The organism is Ruegeria sp. BC2 (assembly GCF_056539245.1).
On the sequence record NZ_JBQFUQ010000003.1, the window covers coordinates 140,226 to 155,580 of the forward strand.

The 15,355-nt window shown below is 59.2% G+C and carries 11 protein-coding genes; 3 read left to right on the forward strand and 8 right to left on the reverse strand.

Annotation, left to right across the window (positions count from 1 at the left end):
- Window positions 1-54 precede the first annotated feature (54 nt).
- The 8 genes from ACR0CU_RS13910 to ACR0CU_RS13945 all read right to left on the reverse strand — a co-directional run bounded on the left by ACR0CU_RS13910 (window position 55) and on the right by ACR0CU_RS13945 (window position 9,793).
- The gene (locus ACR0CU_RS13910; RefSeq protein WP_170447940.1) at window positions 55-1,470 is read right to left on the reverse strand and encodes an ArnT family glycosyltransferase; all 1,416 of its coding nucleotides are present in this window, start codon (window positions 1,468-1,470) and stop codon (window positions 55-57) included.
- 269 nt (window positions 1,471-1,739) lie between these two features.
- Window positions 1,740-3,083 (reverse strand): hypothetical protein, encoded by a 1,344-nt coding sequence (locus ACR0CU_RS13915; protein ID WP_170447942.1) that lies wholly within the window; start codon window positions 3,081-3,083, stop codon window positions 1,740-1,742.
- Window positions 3,084-3,212: 129 nt separating this feature from the next.
- Window positions 3,213-5,159: an asparagine synthase (glutamine-hydrolyzing) gene (asnB, locus tag ACR0CU_RS13920; RefSeq protein ID WP_170447944.1), complete on the reverse strand. Its 1,947-nt coding sequence runs from the start codon at window positions 5,157-5,159 to the stop codon at window positions 3,213-3,215.
- A gap of 12 nt (window positions 5,160-5,171) precedes the next feature.
- Entirely contained in the window at window positions 5,172-6,290 is a 1,119-nt protein-coding gene (locus tag ACR0CU_RS13925; protein ID WP_170447946.1) for a glycosyltransferase, read from the reverse strand.
- Between the two features lie 78 nt (window positions 6,291-6,368).
- Complete coding sequence (locus tag ACR0CU_RS13930; RefSeq protein WP_170447948.1) at window positions 6,369-7,550, reverse strand: DegT/DnrJ/EryC1/StrS family aminotransferase; 1,182 nt, start codon at window positions 7,548-7,550, stop codon at window positions 6,369-6,371.
- A gap of 13 nt (window positions 7,551-7,563) precedes the next feature.
- On the reverse strand, window positions 7,564-8,259 hold the full coding sequence (locus tag ACR0CU_RS13935; RefSeq protein ID WP_170367216.1) for a PIG-L deacetylase family protein: 696 nt from the start codon (window positions 8,257-8,259) through the stop codon (window positions 7,564-7,566).
- Window positions 8,256-9,170: a methionyl-tRNA formyltransferase gene (locus ACR0CU_RS13940; protein WP_170371853.1), complete on the reverse strand. Its 915-nt coding sequence runs from the start codon at window positions 9,168-9,170 to the stop codon at window positions 8,256-8,258. The genes ACR0CU_RS13935 and ACR0CU_RS13940 overlap by 4 nt, the downstream gene beginning before the upstream one ends.
- Complete coding sequence (locus ACR0CU_RS13945; protein WP_217356853.1) at window positions 9,167-9,793, reverse strand: sugar transferase; 627 nt, start codon at window positions 9,791-9,793, stop codon at window positions 9,167-9,169. The genes ACR0CU_RS13940 and ACR0CU_RS13945 overlap by 4 nt, the downstream gene beginning before the upstream one ends.
- A 668-nt stretch (window positions 9,794-10,461) precedes the next feature.
- Here ACR0CU_RS13945 and ACR0CU_RS13950 point away from each other — a divergent pair.
- The 3 genes from ACR0CU_RS13950 (at window position 10,462) to ACR0CU_RS13960 (ending at window position 15,211) form a co-directional block, all read left to right on the forward strand.
- Window positions 10,462-11,682: a polysaccharide biosynthesis/export family protein gene (locus ACR0CU_RS13950; RefSeq protein ID WP_170447950.1), complete on the forward strand. Its 1,221-nt coding sequence runs from the start codon at window positions 10,462-10,464 to the stop codon at window positions 11,680-11,682.
- A 64-nt stretch (window positions 11,683-11,746) separates the two neighbouring features.
- Window positions 11,747-12,613, forward strand: coding sequence for a sulfotransferase family protein (locus ACR0CU_RS13955; RefSeq protein ID WP_170447952.1), 867 nt, complete (start codon window positions 11,747-11,749; stop codon window positions 12,611-12,613).
- Between the two features lie 474 nt (window positions 12,614-13,087).
- Window positions 13,088-15,211, forward strand: coding sequence for a polysaccharide biosynthesis protein (locus ACR0CU_RS13960; protein ID WP_170447954.1), 2,124 nt, complete (start codon window positions 13,088-13,090; stop codon window positions 15,209-15,211).
- The last annotated feature ends 144 nt before the right edge of the window (window positions 15,212-15,355 follow it).

Genomic DNA, 15,355 nt, shown 5'->3' on the forward strand with positions numbered 1-15,355 from the left:
TCCAATCATTGTTCGGCCCCGAGTGTTGGAGCAAGCTTCATGACATACGATCCTTCATTCGGTCGGTTTGAAACTGGCGGGAGATCCATAGATCCGCCCGTCGGCCTCCTCATAGAGTAGGGTCAGATCAGCTTCGCGGATCAGCCGTTCCTCATCGACCAGATAGAACCGCCAGTCGATCTCGTTCAGGATGGCGACAACCGCGTTTTGGTCGGCCACGCGTTTGCGGACCTCCTGAATTTCTTTTTCTGGCGACGTACCAGGGTCAGGCCTGCCGGTTCTGCGCTCGAACAACTCAGGGGACTTGAGCGCATCCACACCCTTGACCAGCCGAATGACATCATAGCCGTTTGAGTAAACCACGACACCGTCCCGCAGATTGTCCAGATGCGCCAAAGTCGGAGAGTTCTTCCAGACCGGTGAGGCATAGAAATTCCCATCCGTCATGTGGGTGCGGGTCATCGCTGCCGTACGTACGGCATAGGTTCCGGTCAACGCCAGCGCAAGTATGAGAGCTACGGGACGCAACCGGTTCATCATATCCGTTCCGGGCTGACCGCCAACGAGAGCAAACCCCAGAACCAGAGTCGAAATGAACACTGGCAAAAGGTACCTGGCATGGATGGTCAGATTGGCCTCGATAAACAGGGCCAGAACAAGGAAAGGAACGTAGACCAGCAAAAAGAACGAGATCGGACGCGCAACTGGCAGACCGGGAAGGTCATCAGGGTTGGTCTGAACCTCCAAAGCTGTGCCGATCAGAGCAATGACGAATCCCAAAACCACAACCAATGCGGTCAACGTGACAATCGACGGCAGAGAGCTTGGCAGCACGTAGGCTGATAGCGTGGTCAGTGCCGCGCGGAAGGTCTCGGTGTCGGGATCCCCAAGGAACGCTGCTTGACGCCCGATGCCGGTCCCGCCGGAAGTTTGATTGTACAGGTACCACCCGATGATGATTGCGGATGCGATCAGGCCGAACACAATCGCCGAAACCAGTCGACGGCGCAGATCACCGTGCCCATAAACAAGGATTGTCAGCGAGCAGGCCGCGATCAGTGGGACCAATGCGAACCGGGTCAGCACGCACAGGGCGGCCAGACAGCTTGCCAACACAAAGGCGGACACGTTGTCGCCGCGCAGGTAACGGGACATGAAGAAATAGGTGCCCAGCAAGCAGTTTGTCGTGAGCGGTTCCGACAGGATCGTGACATGCGCGTACATGAACTGGGGGCTCAGGACCATGATCAGTGCTGCCAGAAAGATCATCCGTGGCCGAACCTTGCAGTCGTTCAGGATCAAGAACATCAAAGCGATGTTCAGGATCAGGCTGAGGATATTCAGTACGGTGGCCGCAAGCACGGGCTGGACACCCATTCCGGCCAGCAGATCAATAAGCGCGGTATAGGTTGGCGCCTGTTGAAACCGGTCAGGGGACAGCCCCAGATAGGCCATAGAATCCGGACGCATTCCGATTCCGTGCCATGTGCCGGCGGCAAAAAGCCCGGTTGCACAGACAATGAGGAAAAAGAAAAATACCTTCAGTTCGGTGGACTGCCGCATGAATTCAACCCAAAAACACTTTTACAACCAACAGCGTGAAACATTGCCGAATGGCGCAAGTAACCGTTTGCGAATTCGGCGTGTCCTAAATTTTCACCGGCGGAGACGATGACCCAGAACGCTAAGTAGGGTCACTTTTGTTGTCAAGTTTACCCACAGCCGCCGCCCAGACCGGCCTAGTTTCGACCTCCGTGCGGACAGCATTGCGCCGGATCGAATGAAGCCGGATCCGCAAGAGGCGATACATTCACATACAGGCTGAGCGCCACAATTCCACTCAACAGCAAGACAAGTCCCGGCTTTTCCCTCAGCAGAATGACCGAACCCAGGATTATGGCCGTGGTCCAGTGAGAGCTGTAAAGCAACACTTCGAGCGGGTTGAAAAACAGGTAAAACACAAAGAACGTACCCACCAACGTCCACACCGCCAGCACAAGCGGGGCGCGGCCAGGTGTTCTGGTGCCGGAAACAATTGCCCATCCGATCAGGATTGTCGCCAGAATTGTCAGGGCCAAACGGCTTGGATCGCGGAGAATCTCCCATAGCCGATCCAGCAAAAAGCGGCACTGAACGGTTTCGGCCGGCGCGACCCAGGAAAACAGGAAGAAGCCGGCGGCATAGTCTTTGATGATTTCCGGGTTGGTGAAGTTCGCAGCGTCCGCGTACCGGCCAACCATCTCGGTCGGTTCCATGAAAGGATCACCGTCCAGAACGATGCCCAGAAAAACGACCGGAGCCATCATGCAGATTACGGCGATCACCGACGGAACCACCAGTCCGAACGTCAGTTTCCGCCCGACACCTCCGCTGAGAGACGCCCATGCAAATCCAGCATAAACCAGTGAGAATGCAGCCGCCGGCAAATGGGACCATCCGGCCAGCACACCGCAAGCCAGGCCAGCGATCACGCTGGTAAGGGCCGGGTATTTGGCGCAGTGTCTGGCCATCTCGGCAATGATCAACAATGACATGGCGATCGCCCAGAGTGAGACGCTGTAGGTCTCGACAACGCTGAGCGTGGTGACGGTTCCGAAGGTCAGGAGAACAGCAAGCGTCGCCAGAATGGAAACGGAGAGCGACAGGTGTTGGCGCAGCAGGAATAGTGCAATCGTGACAGACGACATAGCAGCCCAGAATGCGAGGCTGATCGAAATCGCGACAGGCTGCCGGATGCCCAACCAAGTCAACGGCTCGGCGATGGCGGCGTTCAGCATCACCACCAGCGGGTGGCGCGCAAGGTGGAAAGCCAAGTAGTGCCCCTGAAACAAGCCATGCGAGTAACGGCCAGGGTCCGAGGCAAGAATGCAGTCGTCGTTGTAGAACGGTTTGCCCGGCGGTGCGGGCATGTCCAGAAACTGCCGCGCGAATTCCAGCCGAAAATAGAAAAAAGCAAAGACCACGCCAAACAGAAGCAGTAGCGCGAGGCCCGCCTGCCGTCTCATTGCAGGGGGGTGTGGAGACCGAAATTCGGACCGGATATCGCGCCAAAGGCCCGAGCAGGATGCAATCAGTTCAGTCATGAACAGACTTAGGCACGTCGGTGCAGCGCGTGACAAACAATAGGGGCGTGCACCTCTGTTTCGCATGACAATCGGCTGAATTGCGTCCTTTTGTGCGAATTTGGTGAACAGAAGCCCGCGCTTCGAGGATCAGATCAGCCATTTTTTCTGCCAGAAATGATACATCAGAACCGTCCACAGATGGGGCCCCCAATTGCGACGCCCGCTGAGATGCTCGCGCCATCGTCGCGCCAAGGTGGCTGTGTCGAATACGTCCTCGACCCCTTGTCCTGTTGAAAAAACCTCGTTTGCCACAGGCTTCAGCGGGCCACGCAGCCAGTCGTTGACGGGAATTCCGAACCCTTGTTTTGGGCGATCATACAAGGCCTTTGGTACGCGCTTGTCCACGAGGCGCCTTAGGGCCACCTTGCCCTGTTTGCCGTCGAAACGCAGGGATCGGGGCGCCTGCCAAGCGGCGGCGACGACGCGGTCATCCAACAAGGGCGCACGCGCCTCAAGACCGACGGCCATCGATGCTCGGTCGACTTTCACAAGAATGCCTTCGGGCAAATACAGGCAGGAATCCAGCAGCAGCATCGTGTCGATTTCATCAAGGCCGTTGGGCAATCCGAGTGTTTGATAAACCCCGCCGTCATTCACGTCCTTCAGCGCTGCGGACGGGTCCCAAAGACTGAACAGGGTATTGTATCGGCTTCTGAAATCAGACTGCGCGATGACCGAGGCGACTTTGGAGATCCTGTCGGCTGTGATCTGGTCGCGCATGGTGTCTGAAACGAATTTACGCAGGATCGGCGCAACGGCTGCACGCAGGGCATCAGGGGATGCTGCCAAGACTGTCGCAGCCGGCCTTGGAAGTTTTCGGCCCAGGCGTTCCATCGCCATCATTCGGGCGTAGCGTTCGTACCCGCCAAAGGATTCGTCGCCGCCATCACCCGACAGGACGACGGTCAGCTGATCGCGGGCCAGTTTGGACACCAGCAGGGTTGGAACACCGGATGGGTCGGCAAAAGGTTCGTCATAGACGTGTGGTAGGTCATCGAGCAATTCGAACGCCATGGAGGGTGTCGCAGTGACCTCGTGATGGTCCGTGCCCAGATGTGCAGCGATTGCGGCGGCATGGTCTGCTTCGTTCAGCCCTTCTTCCTGGAAACGGACTGTAAAGCTGGTGACCTTGCTGTTGGTTTGTTCCTGCATCATGGCAGTGATCAGGGTCGAGTCTATCCCGCCGGACAGGAAGGACCCCACCGAGACGTCCGCGACCATGCGCTCCTGCACGGCGCGTTGCAATTCCTCTTCAATACGAGCCAGCGCCCGGTCTTCGTCTTGGATTGGTGCGGCAAGTCCCTGTTTCGCGTAGTCGCGAAGGTCCCAGAACGTCCGGATGGCATCTAGCAGGTCCTGAGCCGTCCCGGGCGGTTGGTCCAAGCGGACTTCGACCATTGATCCGGCGGGCAACTTCATAACTTCGCGATAGATCGAGAGTGGTGCCGGCACATATCCATAGCGGGCGTACTGCGCCTGAGCACGCCGGTCGGCTTCCGGTGAGCCAAATGCGGGGTTCGCGCGCAGCGCCTTGAGTTCGGAACCAAACAAAAGCTGGCCGGATTTGAGGCCTAGATACAGGGGTTTCTTGCCCAACCGATCGCGTGCAAAAACCACCCGGTTCAGCTTGCGATCCAAGACCGCGAAGGCGAACATGCCGTGCGCCTGTTCCAATGTCTTGCGGATGCCCCAGAGGTCCATAGCCGCCAGTAGCACCTCGGTATCTGATGTGCCGCGAAACGTGACGCCCTTGTCCAGCAACGTTTGCCGCAGGGCCAGAAAGCCGTAGATTTCCCCATTGTAGACGATGGTGAACCGGCCGCTGGGCGAGGTCATTGGCTGCGCCCCGGTCTCCGACAGGTCGACGATCGAAAGGCGGCGATGGCCCAGAGCTACACCGGCGTCTGGATCGACAAACAATCCGTCGGCATCGGGACCCCGGTGCTGAATAGCGTCGCACATGGCCTGCAGCGTGGTGCGGCCCGAGTCGGCGCCCATGGGCTGAAAAGTCAGAAATCCGGCGATACCGCACATGGGTCAGGTCCTTTATTCGACTTGAGGCGCTGTGGGTGGCGCCGGGTTGGCAGCTTGGTTCAGGGCCTGATCATAGGCGCGGGCAATCGCGTCGAGGGAGTAGTGTGTGGCGATGCGGTCGCGGGCAGCATTGCTATGGGCCTTGTAGGTTTCGGGCGGCCAGTTGGCAGCTTGGACCAGTGCCTCTGCCAATGCCTGCGGATCACGTGGCGGCACGACATAGCCGCACGAGTCCACCACTCTGGCGCTGTCGCCGACATGAGTCGTCACGACCGGGCGGCCGTGGCTCATGGCTTCGGCGATCACATTCGGAAAGCCTTCGGTGCGCGAGGCCAAAACCAGCAGGTCAATGCTCGCGTAGAACTCGGACATATCGTGCAGGTCGCCGCACAACGTCACGCTGTCTTCGGGCAGATCGTTGTCGGCCAGCATCGCGCGGATCTCAGGGTTCTCCAGCGTTACGCCGTCTCCGGCCAGACGGGCATGCAGGTCCGGGACGAACTGGCGCGCAATCGAGAAGGCGCGGAAGAAAGTTTCGAAGTCTTTCTGCGGGTGAAACCTTGCCGCCACTCCAAGCACGCGGGCAGGTCCCGGCCGCGCCGTTGGATCGGGCGGAAGGATAAACCCGTTTGGAATCACCGTGGAATGGTCCCCGGCAAAGCCGTATTTCTCGTGCTGAGTTTGAGCGCGGGTCGAGTTGTAGAGGATCCCCTGACAGAACCGGGAAAGCACCTTCGACAAAGCCACCGCAGCGCGGGTGCTGCGGGTGAAGGCAGCCGGGTCGTCCAGCGCTTGCCGCACGGTCCAAACGACGGGAACGCGCCGCCCGGCAAGTTTGCCGGCAATCAGGCCCAGGACCATCGCATGGTACATCCAGCACAGAACCACATCCGGCTGATGGGTCCGGATCAAACGTCGGATCTGCCAAACCGCGCGAAACAGGGCCAACGGCGATCTGGCACGCAGCGAAACGTATTCGACCTTGTCATTCGCCGCCATTGCGCGGCAGCGGTCCGAAACCTCGGTCAGGGCGACGACGCAGGCCCGTTCGCCGGAATGGGCCAAAAGTCGGGCCAACATGGCTTGTGCGCCACCTTGGCCTGAGAAATCAGTGGTGACATGCAAGATCATCGGGTCACCCTCCGCAGCTCACCGGTGGGTGTTCGACTCAAGCTGTATGTTGATCGGCCACACATCACCAGTTCGCGCTCAGCCCTGCGCCATGTGGCGGGCCGTCGCCTTTTGGCCCACATCAACAATGACCTTTGCCAGACGAGCGACGTTCTCGGTGGACCAGGCTGGGTCGACCAGGAAGGCAAGGCTGGTTTCGCCCAGCTCGCGCGCCACGGGCAACGGTTCCTTGGGTCCCAGGCCTCGGCTGGTGAAGGTTTTCTCGAGATAAATCTCAGAGCAGCTGCCGGAAAAGGCGGGAAAGCCGGCCTCGGCGATCTCGGCGATGATGCGGTCCCGGCTCCAGCCGGGCGCAAGTGTTTCCGGCCGCACAAATGCGTAGAAGCGGTAAAATGCGTGGGTAACGCCGTCAGGTGGCATTGGCACGCGAAAGGCCGGGCAGGCCGCAAGGGCCTTGTGCAGGATATCCGCATTTGCCGTCCGGTGCGCGCGCCATGCGTCCAGGCGTTTCAGCTGTATTCGACCAAGTGCCGCCGAAGGGCCGTTCATCCGCAGATTGGTGCCGGGTCCCGAGTCGTGCAGCCAGCGAAAGCCGGGCGGGTGTTCGGTGTTGAACACGGTGTTATAACCTTTGCCGTGATCCTTGTAGCTCCAGATGCGGCTCCAGAGATCAGAGTCGTCGGTCAGCAGCAGTCCGCCTTCGCCGCCTGTGGTCATGATCTTGTCCTGGCAGAAGGAAAACGAGCCCAAGGTCCCGATGGTTCCGACATGGCGGTCGCCAATCATCGCACCGTGGGCCTGGGCGCAGTCTTCGATGACCCAAAGGTCGTGGGCGCGGGCCAGATCCATGATGCCGTCCATGTCACAGGGCCAACCGCCCAGATGCACGGGTATGATCCCTCGGGTGCGCGGCGTAATCGTCGGGGCGATGGTTTCGGGCGTAATATTCTGGGTGTCGGGATCGACATCGACAAAGACCGGAACACCGCCCGCCAGCATCACCGAGCTGGCCGAGGCAATGAAGCTGCGCGGCGTTACAATGACCTCATCACCTGGTTGCAGGCCTAGCCCGAGCATCGCGGCGTCCAGCGTAACTGTCCCGTTGGCCATGGCGATCGCGTGTTTGGCTCCGGTATATGCGCAGTATTCGGCCTCGAATGCGCGAACATCTGGGCCGGTCCAGGCGTTGACTTTGCCAGAGGCCAGAACTTGCGCCACGGCGTCAATCTGTTCCTGATCATAGATGGGCCACATCTGCATTTCGCACCTCCTGTCAAATCACCGATCGGACCAGAACAAAGCCTTCAGCCGCCGACCGGTGCACCGTCGCGCCGCGCAGGGTGGCCAGTGCGCGCAAGCTGTCGACCGATCGTTCGTGCGGTGCCTGTTTGACCTGGCTTTCGAACTTGCCGAACGCCTCCAGCTTCCGCTCGATCGTGTCCGAGATGTCGACAAACACGTTTGGCACGAAGGCCGGGGTCAGATAGGGGGCGTTCCAATTTGTTTCGGAAAGGGTTTCGTAGGCCAGAATATTGGCTGGATAGTCATGTTGATGCGGGCGGCTTGCCACCAGCGTGGACAAAAAACTCAGCTGGTGATCCATATGGATGTCGCCCGGATGCGGAGCCAGGATCAGGCTGGGGGCGATGTCGCGGACCAGCTTTCCCAGCGCACCGTTCAGGTCCGAATGGGCATGTTCCGACAACTCCGCCGCGTTGAAGTCCATCCAATGTGTTTCGGTGACGCCCAGCAGATCATGCGCATTGCGTGCCTCGCGCCGTGTGGTTGCGACCTGTTCATCGGTAAACTTCGGGGGTTTGCCACGAGTGACGACAACCACATGCACTTCGCGCCCAGCATCGGCCATGCGGGCCATCGTGCCGCCGGCGCCCAGAACCTCATCATCGGGATGCGGAGCGACGATCAGCGCGGGGCCGGCGTGGCCAGTGGTCAGGTCGGAAGCGATCATGGATGTGTCCTCAGTTTCGCGTGAAGGGCAGGGGGTGTGTCGGCCCCTGACCATTCAGTTATGTCCAGACAACGTCCGTCGCCGCAGGCCACCGTAAAGCCGCCGTTGCCGATGGCCTGGATCTGGCCGGGCAGGCCGATGAAGTAACCCTCCGGCTCGGTATACCTGACCCCTGTCAGAACCAGTTTCACGCCATCGGGGCTATAGGTGTAGGCGCCGGGGTAGGGCGGACCTGAAGCACGGATCAGGCGGTGGATGTCCGCAGCAGGATTGGTCCAGTCAATCAGGCCGTCCTCGGGGCGGCGGCGGGCGCACAGGCTGATTCCGTCGGTGCGTTGTGGTTCGGCCGGGATGTCGCCATTGGAGATCTGGTTCAACAGAGGCGGCAGCAGTCCTGAGACGGCACGCAAAGCCCGATTGTACAACTCGCGTGCAGTGACGGTTTCGGGATCGACCGCATAGATGGCCTGAGCGGCAATAGGGCCGTCATCGGCACCTTCGCCCAACCAGAAAAGCGAGGACCCGACGTTTCGTTCCTGCAACAGGATCGTCCAGGGGATGACACCGCGCCCCCGCAAGCGGGGCAGGGCCGATGGGTGAAATCCGATGCAGCCAATCCGCGCCAACGCCCGGAACTCGGGGCCGCAGATCTGTGACCAACCGAGCACAAGGATCAGGTCGGGTTTGACCTTGGCAATCTGTTCGAGAGTCGCGGGGTCGTTGGTTTTCTCGATATGCAGAACCGGGACACCATACTTTTCGGCCGCCGGTGACAGGTCGACGAAATCCGAATGCCGTGCAGACAGGCGCGGCGACAAGGTTACCAGAAGGGCCGGCACATGCCCGGCACCGCACATCGACATCAGGGCTGCAAGCGTAGTCTCGACGGCGCCGACAAGTACAATATTCACGCGTTCATCTCCTGCATGTCCTGGGCCAGCGGGCCATTCGAGTCCATCCATTTCCGGGCCGCCTCGATCCGGTCGTCGCGGCGGGGTTCGTTGTGCAGGGCCGCTCCGACCGTTTCGCCCAGAATCTGCAGGTCCAGCGCCAGTGACCGATGCGCCACGTACCATAGATCAAGGCTCAGCTTTTCACTGTTGCTGAGGTTGGTGTTGCCGCTGACCTGCGCCCACCCAGTCAGCCCCGGCCGAACGGAACATCGGTATTGTCCGGCGGGTCCGAAGTCTTCGATCGTTTCAGGCAGCAAGGGGCGAGGCCCAACCAGGGCCATTTTGTTCTGCAGGATCAGAACGAGTTGCGGGATCTCGTCGAGCCTCAGGCGTCGGATCATTGCCGTTGCGCGCGTCTGGCGATCCGCATCGGGGTGCAACGATCCATCCGCCGCGCGTGTCTCTTTCATGCTGCGCAGTTTGTAGAGCCGGAAATTGCGACCCTGTCGTCCGGCTCGGATTTGTGAAAACATCAAGGGACGGCCGATGGACAAAAGCACCACGACGCACGCAATGACAAAGAAGGGAAGCGCGAGCAGGCCCAGCAGCAGGCAGATCAGGATTTCAAGCAACCGGTTCACAAATCAAATCCAACTCGCAACACGCGGGGTCCCGCGACACACAAAAAATCAACCAATACAAAGGGACGCGACACGCCACCCGAGCAACCGCGACTGAAATACCGACAACCCGGGTCGACAAGCGGCGATGCAGCAAGATTGGTCGAAACGGATTCTGTTTGCAAGCCGTCGATGCCGCCGCGGGATGCGGGGGCTGAGAATGCTGGGCTGACTAGACGCTGACGCTGATTTGGCTTCTGTATTGCGTCAACGATTCGAGCCAAAGCTGTGAACTGTTGCCAGTCAGGAAAAGCAGGAGCCAGAGCCGCGGTGTGATTGCCGCGAAACTAGGCGGGGTGTTCTGATCGGGTGTTTCGCCCAAAACACCCAGCCTTCGGGCTGCATTCACAGGGGGTTGCGACTGCGGCCGACGCGGTGGCCCAGGCGCTGACAGGTCAGTGTCGACAGGAAAGCCAGCGCCAAAGGCGACGCGCCATTGGCTTTGCTTGTCAGCCTGAGGCCAAGCGCCTATGATTTGCCGAGCGGGATCGTTTCTGTCCCGCCGATGACCGAAATTTCTTTTGACGACCGACTTGCGCTGTGGGTGCGGTTTGTGTTTTCGAGATTTGAGTATCGTGCCCGGCACCCACGCCCGGCTTGTTGGTGTTTAAGAGTTGGGAGGCAAGGTTTTGCGCAGCTTCTTTCGAGTAATTCTGGCGACGCTGTTGTTTGCGCTGGCCGCTCTGCCGGCCCTGGCCGAAAGCTATCGCCTGCTGCCGCAGGATCGCCTGTCGGTTCGTGCCATGCGTTGGGACCCATTGTCCGCAAGTTACATGATTTGGGATGGCGTGTCCGGCGAGTTCGCTCTGGCCGGTGACGGAACGCTGATGTTTCCGCTGGTGGGACAGGTTGAGGCGGCCGGGCTGACCACGCTGGAACTGTCGCAGATGTTGGAGCTTGAGCTGAGCAGCCAGACCGGCATGGCCGAGCCGCCCAAGGTCGCGCTTGAAGTGATCAGCCACCTTCCGGTCTTTGTTCTTGGAGACGTCAATTCGCCGGGCGCTTATGCCTACCATCCCGGGATGACCGCCCAGCAGGTTCTGGCCCTTGCAGGTGGTCCGATCCGTCCTCCGATCCAGTTTGGTGCAAACAATGATTTTCAGATCATGCGGATGGGCGGCGAAATGCGGCTGCTATCCACTCAGATCGATGAGTTGGAAGACGAGAGGCAGAGGCTGAAAGCTGACCTTGCGAGCCTGCAGGAAGAAGGGATTGAGACCGGCACCGACGCGGCGCCTGACGCTCCAGGAGGGCTCGAGGGTGAAATCCTCGAGGCGACGATGAACGCCCGCGAGGGTTTGGGTGAACGAATTCGGGATCTGCAGGAGATGCTCAAAGAGCAGATCTCGAGCCTGACCATCCAGTTGGAGCTTCGCAAAACCCAGATCGAGAATGTCAGCCGGGAGTTGGAAAACTTGAACCAGCTCAAGGAAAAGGGTCTGACCGTATCGAACCGGGTGACGACCATGACCAATCTTCTGAACGATCTGGAATCCAAGCGTCTGGATCAGGAGGTTGCGCTGATGCTGGCTCGTCAGGAGCTGAACCGCGCCGAGCGCGACGAGTTGGAACTGGATGACAAGGCGCGCTCGGATGCTCTGGTCCAGTTGAACGCGGTCGAACGCGAGTTGGCCTCGCTTCGGACGCGTCTTGATACCGCGGCAAGCCTGCATGGAGAACTGGCTGCCGCTGGTTTGCTCAGCGACGATGATATCGCCAGTGAAGTTGTAATTGACTACATCGTCACACAGGCGGGTGGCACGGCGCCACGCAAGATGGACGGGACCGAGGCGGTTCAGCCCGGGGATACCATAGAAGTTGTACGAAGAACCATTGTCACGTCGAATTAAGTGTTCCGGCGCGGGGTTTGCCGGGTTTGTTTTTTAGTCTGTTCGCAAGGTCACGAGTATTCCTATGTCTCTCCCTGACGGTCGTCCGGTCGACTTTCTGATTTTCGGTGCCGCGAAATGTGCAACCACCTGGTTGCAAAAGTCGCTGATGCAGACGCCGGCCATCCATATGCCGGGTCCCGAGTTGCATTTCTTTTCTCGGTATTATGCAAACGGACTGGACTGGTATCGTGACCAGTTCGGAGACTGCGATGGCGCAGATCTGATTGGTGAAAAATCGAATTCGTACCTGACTGAACCCCCGGCTGCGCAACGCATTCGGGAGCATTTCCCTGAAACTCGGTTGATCCTGCAGATGCGGGACCCGGTTCAGCGCGCCTATTCCGACTATTGCATGTTGTTCCGCCGCGGCGAGGTCTCGGGAAGGATCGAAGATTATCTGGATCCGGCGGTCGCGGCCGACCAGCGTTTTCTGTCCGATGGGCGATATGGCCACCATCTGAAGCGGTTCTACGACTTGTTCCCAGAGGACCAGATCCTGCTGTTGGCCTATGAGGATGTCCGCGTGAACCCTCATGGGAACCTGAAGAAGGTGGCCGGCCATATTGGATATGACGAACAGCTGGAGCCGCCTGTGCAGCAGAAAGTCAAAGATAAGAATACACCCATGGTGCCACTGTCGCTGCGTCGTGTGCTAAAGCCGGTTCGAGCTGTTCTGGACCCTGTACGTCACACCTGGCCGGTGCGGTCCATCCGAAACGCTGTCGCTCGAAAGGTGACCTACCCGGCCCTGTCGCCCGATTTGGAGGCGAAGATGACCGAGTTCTATGCGGCCGACGTAGAATGGCTTTCCCGCCGCAATCCGGGACTCTGCCGGAATTGGACGGTTTCGGATGCAGTTCACAGAAGCGAATCGCAGGCCATGTCATGATCGAAGCCAGAATTTGGTTTCCATTCAGGAAACAAAAACGCAATAGGGCTTTGTGCGTGCACGATCAACCGGGACGATCGGGCCCTGAGGATACAACAATTGAAACTGCGACGGCGATCACCTGCTGCAAAAAATGGCATTTCTGTGATTTTATGGTGTCCAAGTGGTGGAAAGGGGATTTTGATACCCATGTTGGTGTGGTAGCGTTGAAGACGTGGGTTCGTGGTCGGGACCGTGTGATGGGCCAGACCACGCGTAGTGTAACGAGTTGACGAGTTAAAAGGGGGTTTGGTTCAGGGCGGAGGTTTCTAGGCGCCCGGAATCGCGTGGGGGACTTTTAGCGAAGCAATGTGTTTGCCGGCCGGCGCCATGTGGTGTCGATCGGGAATTGAGGTTTTTTAGTGGTGGAGCGGGTGTGTTTGGCCCGTCTCATTTCAGTCGAGTGGTAAGTGGCAATTTATGCCGGGGGTTCTTATGAGTATGTACGAGCAAGAGTTGGTTAAGCTCAAAAGTGGACCGGATGCAGACAGCACGATCGAACAAGATCGCGCCTTTGGAGACATCCAGTCGAAGCTGCGACAGAAGCTGACCGAAATGAGCGCCAACCGGCGCCTGCTGATCGGAGATGTATTCGCATCCGCCGGAGCCGTGGCCGTGGCCGTCGTACTGGCCAATGGTGGCATTGTTCCTGAACAGTTCGGGTCCGTTCTGTTGCCGTTGGTGGTGATGACTTGCCTGGTGGCACTGGCGGTTTTGCCGCTTTCCGGCATCTACAAACGCCATACGCGGTCGACTTCGCTGCGCGACGTCACGTTGATCGTCCGGGCTGCGGGTCTGTCGGTTGTTTTGCTGGCATTGCTGGGCGCTGCCCTGCCGGTTACCGCGCAAGTGCCGCTGGCGGTCTATGTCATTCAGTTCCTGCTGCTGGTGCCCGCTTTTGGTACCCTGCGCGTTCTGGCGCGCAGCACCGAGCTGACGAGCGATCCGGCGCGCCGTTGCCCGGATGCGTCCAACGGGAAAATCCCGGTTATTCTGGTCGGTACCGGCGCCAGCTGCGACCTGTTCGTGCGGTCTCTGCACAATCAGGATTCCAAGTATGAACCCGTCGGCATCATCGATGATGCGCGGAACACGCAGGGCCTGTATTTCCACGATGTGAAGATCATCGGGTCGCTGTTGGATGCAGACGCCGTTATCGAACGTCTGAAGTATTATGACCAACTGCCGCAGCGCGTGCTGTTGACTGAGCCCGTTACCCATTTTGAAAGTGATGGCATTCGCAAGCTGACTCGTTGGGCTGAGGCCAACAGCATTCCGGTGTCGCGTCTGGCGGGCCTCGAAGAACTTGGCACCGAGAGCAACGGCATCCGGACCGTCAATCCCGAAGACATCCTGGACCGTCCGCAGAAAGCGGTCGAACGTTCGATGCTGCGCGAGATGTTCAAGGGCCGCCGCGTCCTGATCACCGGCGCCGGAGGGTCGATCGGTAGCGAGCTGACACGCCAGATCGCCTCGTTCGAGCCGGCCGAGCTGGTGATGATCGAGAACACGGAATACAACGCCTATTCCATCGACATGGATCTGGGTCAAAACTTCCCGGATGTTGCACGCCGGATCTACGTGGCCGACATCCGCAATGCGTCCCGCGTGAACGCGATCTTTGAACGTCACCGCCCCGAGTTGGTCTTCAATGCTGCTGCGCTGAAGCATGTGCCGATGGTTGAGCTGAACCCTTGCGAAGGCGTTCTGACCAACGTGATCGGAACCCGGAATGTTGCGGACGCGGCCCGCAATGTGGGTGCAATCGCCATGGTGCAAGTCTCGACGGACAAGGCCGTGAACAGCACCAGCGTCATGGGCGCCACCAAGCGCGTGGCCGAGTTCTACGTTCAGGCGCAGGACCGCGTGACCAACGAGACCGACGAGAAAACCCGGTTCTTCTCGGTTCGGTTCGGTAACGTGCTGGGGTCGTCCGGTTCGCTGATCCCGCTGTTCCAGCGCCAGATCTCGGAAGGTGGTCCGTTGACGGTGACTGATCCGAAAATGGAGCGGTACTTCATGACCATCCGTGAAGCCGTGCAGCTGACGCTGGTTGCCGCCGCGCGGGGTCTGAACCTTGAAGACAGCCACGGCGAGATTTTCGTTCTGGATATGGGTCGGCCGGTCAAGATCGTAGACCTGGCCGAGCGCATGATCCGTCTGGCCGGCCTCGAGCCCTATCAGGACATCGACATCAAATTCATCGGTATCCGTCAGGGTGAAAAGCTGTACGAAGAGCTGTTCGACGTGACCGAAGAGCGTCGCGAAAGCGGTATTCCTGGCGTTTCCTCGGCTATTCCCGAAGGCGTCTCTGCCGCGCGTTTGCGGGCGCTGATCCTCAAGCTGGAACAGGCTGCTCAGGACGGCAATGATCTTGGGGTCAAAAAGCTGCTCAAGGATCTGGTGCCGGGCTACGGTGCAAACGGTCTGCGCCCGATCGATGGCAAAGAGCTGGCCGCGCGCACCGGCAAGCCGCAGATCAAACCTGTGCCGACGCCCAAGCGGATTGCAAACTTCGCACCGCAGAAAAACCTGGAGACGATCAACGCCGGTCGCTAAAATTTTGTCAAAAGTACATTTAAGTAAGCGGCATTTTCAGCCGCGGGTTACGATTTCAAAAGGGCTCTTCGGAGCATATCGTTGATGTTTATTTGCGACCTTGGCGGTTTACGGCAACCTGCAGATTTTGGCGGGCCCGTCCGA

Excerpts from the sequence above, each read along its gene's own strand:
- ACR0CU_RS13910 (WP_170447940.1), bottom strand. The coding sequence starts at position 1,470 with ATGCGTCCGGATTCTATGGCCTATCTGGGGCTGTCCCCTGACCGGTTT.
- ACR0CU_RS13915 (WP_170447942.1), bottom strand. The coding sequence starts at position 3,083 with ATGACTGAACTGATTGCATCCTGCTCGGGCCTTTGGCGCGATATCCGG.
- asnB (WP_170447944.1), bottom strand. The coding sequence starts at position 5,159 with ATGTGCGGTATCGCCGGATTTCTGACTTTTCAGCCCATGGGCGCCGAC.
- ACR0CU_RS13925 (WP_170447946.1), bottom strand. The coding sequence starts at position 6,290 with ATGATCTTGCATGTCACCACTGATTTCTCAGGCCAAGGTGGCGCACAA.
- ACR0CU_RS13930 (WP_170447948.1), bottom strand. The coding sequence starts at position 7,550 with ATGCAGATGTGGCCCATCTATGATCAGGAACAGATTGACGCCGTGGCG.
- ACR0CU_RS13935 (WP_170367216.1), bottom strand. The coding sequence starts at position 8,259 with ATGATCGCTTCCGACCTGACCACTGGCCACGCCGGCCCCGCGCTGATC.
- ACR0CU_RS13955 (WP_170447952.1), top strand. The coding sequence starts at position 11,747 with ATGTCTCTCCCTGACGGTCGTCCGGTCGACTTTCTGATTTTCGGTGCC.
- ACR0CU_RS13960 (WP_170447954.1), top strand. The coding sequence starts at position 13,088 with ATGAGTATGTACGAGCAAGAGTTGGTTAAGCTCAAAAGTGGACCGGAT.